This is a genomic window from Candidatus Palibaumannia cicadellinicola, from assembly GCF_002855795.1.
Lineage (GTDB): Bacteria > Pseudomonadota > Gammaproteobacteria > Enterobacterales > Enterobacteriaceae > Baumannia > Baumannia cicadellinicola_C.
On the sequence record NZ_NJPO01000095.1, the window covers coordinates 1 to 3,214 of the forward strand.

4 protein-coding genes are annotated in these 3,214 nt (G+C 39.3%); all 4 read left to right on the plus strand.

The genetic code is table 11. The annotated features are described in order from the left end of the window. The first annotated feature begins 198 nt into the window (after window positions 1–198). The gene (ispE, locus tag CEX73_RS01865) at window positions 199–1,056 is read left to right on the plus strand and encodes a 4-(cytidine 5'-diphospho)-2-C-methyl-D-erythritol kinase (protein WP_101626905.1); all 858 of its coding nucleotides are present in this window, start codon (window positions 199–201) and stop codon (window positions 1,054–1,056) included. Between the two features lie 61 nt (window positions 1,057–1,117). Beyond that, window positions 1,118–2,065 carry a ribose-phosphate pyrophosphokinase gene (locus CEX73_RS01870; protein WP_146643227.1) on the plus strand — a complete coding sequence of 316 codons (948 nt, stop codon included), beginning with the start codon at window positions 1,118–1,120 and terminating at the stop codon, window positions 2,063–2,065. A gap of 76 nt (window positions 2,066–2,141) precedes the next feature. Continuing rightward, window positions 2,142–2,732 (plus strand): aminoacyl-tRNA hydrolase, encoded by a 591-nt coding sequence (gene pth, locus CEX73_RS01875; RefSeq protein WP_101626907.1) that lies wholly within the window; start codon window positions 2,142–2,144, stop codon window positions 2,730–2,732. 35 nt (window positions 2,733–2,767) lie between these two features. Next, a partial coding sequence (locus CEX73_RS01880) for a GTPase (protein ID WP_101626908.1) occupies window positions 2,768–3,214 on the plus strand: 447 nt, incomplete at its 3' end.

Below are 3,214 nucleotides of genomic sequence, written 5' to 3' on the forward strand. Positions count from 1 at the left end.
TCTTCCCGGTCAAACAAACTATTTATCATTAGATAAACTAGGCTATCTATATCAAATTGATTATAGTAATAAGTGCCAGTACTGGACAGTGACTTATAACTACTATCATACTAATATAGTACCAGCTTTACCCGCAAACTGAGAAATACGACAAGGCAAAAACAGTATTCAATTGAAAATAGACAATTGGAGTCTATCATGATACGTCAGTGGCCCGCACCGGCTAAACTAAATTTATTTTTGTATATTACCGGACGTCGCATCGATGGCTACCATCTGTTACAAACACTTATTCAATTTATTGATTATGGTGATAGTATTACTATCATACCTACTAATAACTCCCAGATTAGACTACTTAACCAAATTCCCGGCGTAGTAGAGGAAAATAATTTAGTTCTCCGTGCTGCCCACCTCTTACAGAGCTATTGTTTTAAAGCTGGGAAAGATGTATTAGGTGCGGATATTAGTATTAAGAAACGCTTACCGATAGGCAGCGGTCTCGGCGGGGGTTCGTCAGATGCAGCAACAACATTGATAGCACTTAATGCTCAATGGGAATGTCAACTTAATATTGATACGTTAGCTCAATTAGGGCTGACGCTGGGTGCTGATATCCCAGTATTTATTTACGGTCAAGCTGCTATAGCTGAAGGTATAGGCGAAGCTTTAACGCCCACCCTCCCAGCGGAAAAATGGTATTTAGTTACCATTCCGCAAGTACAAATTGCTACTTCTATTATTTTTAATCATCCTAATTTACAACGAAATACGCCTAAACGCTCCATCACGCAATTATTAGCAGCACCTTTTTATAATGCTTGTGAGCCAATCATAATAAAAAACTTTCCAGTAGTTGAACAACATCTATTATGGCTGTTAAAATATGCGCCATCACGATTAACTGGTACAGGCGCTTGCGTATTTGCAGAATTTGATACCGAATTAGCGGCGCGGCGGATATTTTCTATCGCCCCAAAATGGATGCATGGTTTTGTAACTAGAGGCCTTAATCTTTCTCCGTTACACCACATGTTATTATCAGGGAGACCATAAGTCAGTAAGTGGTTATTATTACTTAATTAATTTTACCGAACAAATAATTGAGGTTATCCTCGTGCCCGATATGAAGCTCTTTGCTGGTAATGCTATCCCAGAACTAGCACAACGTATTGCTAATCGTTTGTATACTAGTCTTGGTGCCGCAGCAGTTAGTCGTTTTAGCGACGGAGAGGTGAGCGTGCAAATCAATGAAAATGTACGCGGTGGTGATTTATTTATTATTCAGTCAACCTGTGCTCCTACCAACGATAACCTAATGGAACTAATAGTTATGGTTGATGCACTACGTCGTGCGTCCGCGGGACGCATTACTGCAGTAATACCTTATTTTGGTTATGCTAGACAAGATCGTCGTGTTCGCTCCGCACGTGTGCCAATTACAGCAAAAGTCGTGGCAGATTTTTTGTCAAGTGTGGGCGTAGATCGAGTTCTAACTGTAGATTTACATGCTGAACAAATTCAAGGTTTTTTTGATGTACCGGTAGACAATGTTTTTGGTAGTCCTATTTTACTAGAAGATATGCTACAACAAGATCTAAAAAATCCTATTGTGGTCTCACCAGACATTGGTGGTGTTGTGCGAGCCCGCGCTATTGCTAAACGGCTTAATGATACTGATATGGCGATTATTGATAAACGTCGTCCGCGCGCAAACATTTCACAAGTAATGCATATTATCGGCGAAGTGGCAGATCGTGATTGTGTGCTAGTTGATGATATGATTGATACTAGTAGCACACTGTGTAAAGCTGCGGAAGCACTAAAAGAACATGGCGCCAAACGTGTATTTGCTTATGCTACTCACCCTATTTTCTCAGGCAACGCTTATGAAAATATTAAAAGCTCTGTAATTGATGAAGTTATTATCTGCGATACCATTCCATTAAAGACAGCTATTAAAGCGTTGCCCAACGTCCGTACTCTTACTTTATCCAGCATGCTAGCAGAAGCTATTCGTAGAATTAGTAATGAAGAATCAATTTCTGCAATGTTTGAGCATTAATGCTCATCCCCAGTAGTGAGATAAATAACCAATGATTTTCAACCCCAAATAGCTTAAGCTTAATCAAACTAAAAACGTGACAATCAAACTCATTGTAGGCCTTGCTAATCCAGGGCAGAAATATCTAACTACACGCCACAACGTGGGCGCCTGGTATGTCAATCAGCTAGCTAATAAAAATAATCAGTCTTTGAAAGAAAAAAGAAATTTTTTTGGCTATACTGCACACTTAAATGTTGGTGAAAAATCTGTACGATTGCTGGTGCCAACCACATTCATGAACGATAATGGTAAAGCTGTAGCCGCAATGGCTACATTTTATCACATCGCACCAGAAGAAATTTTAATTGCGCACGACGAGCTAAATATTTCTCCTGGTTATGCTCGCCTTAAATATCAAGGCGGTCACGGCGGTCACAATGGATTAAAAGATATTATTCATAGATTGGGTAATAACCCCAATTTTTACCGGTTACGCATTGGTATTGGCCACCCAGGTGATAAAAATGAAGTAGTAAGGTTCGTTTTAGATACCCCGTCAGTAACGGAACAACAGCTAATTCAAAACGCAATCAATAAGTCGGTGTGTTGTACTAGCATTTTGATTCAGGAAAATGCTGTAAAAGCGATGCACCAGCTGCATACTCATACCGCTGATATAATATAAAAAAATAAGAGAAATAAAGTAAGAAAAGGAATATTATGGGGTTAAAATGCGGTCTGATAGGATTGCCTAATGTTGGCAAATCAACGCTATTTAATGCACTGACCAAATCTAGTATTGCCGCAGCAAATTTTCTATTCTGTACTATTGAGCCCAATATAGGTCTGTTGTCTGTGCCAGATCCACGACTAGATCTGCTTGCGGCAATTATCAAACCACAGCGCGTTATTCCTACCACGATAACGTTTGTAGATACTGCAGGTTTGGTCAAAGGAGCATCCAAAGGCGAAGGTCTAGGTAATCAGTTTCTAACTAAGATTCGTGAAGTAGAAGTAATCGGTCATGTCGTACGTTGTTTTGAACATAACAATATAATTCATATAGAAGGCAAAATAAATCCTGCCTCGGATATTGATATAATTAATACTGAATTAGCCTTGTCAGATCTTGAAATTTGCGAACGTGCCATTGTCAGGGAAGCAAAA

What these genes read in the sequence shown, in the direction of transcription:
- ispE (WP_101626905.1), top strand. Translation starts at nt 199, where the DNA reads ATGATACGTCAGTGGCCCGCACCGGCTAAACTAAATTTATTTTTGTAT.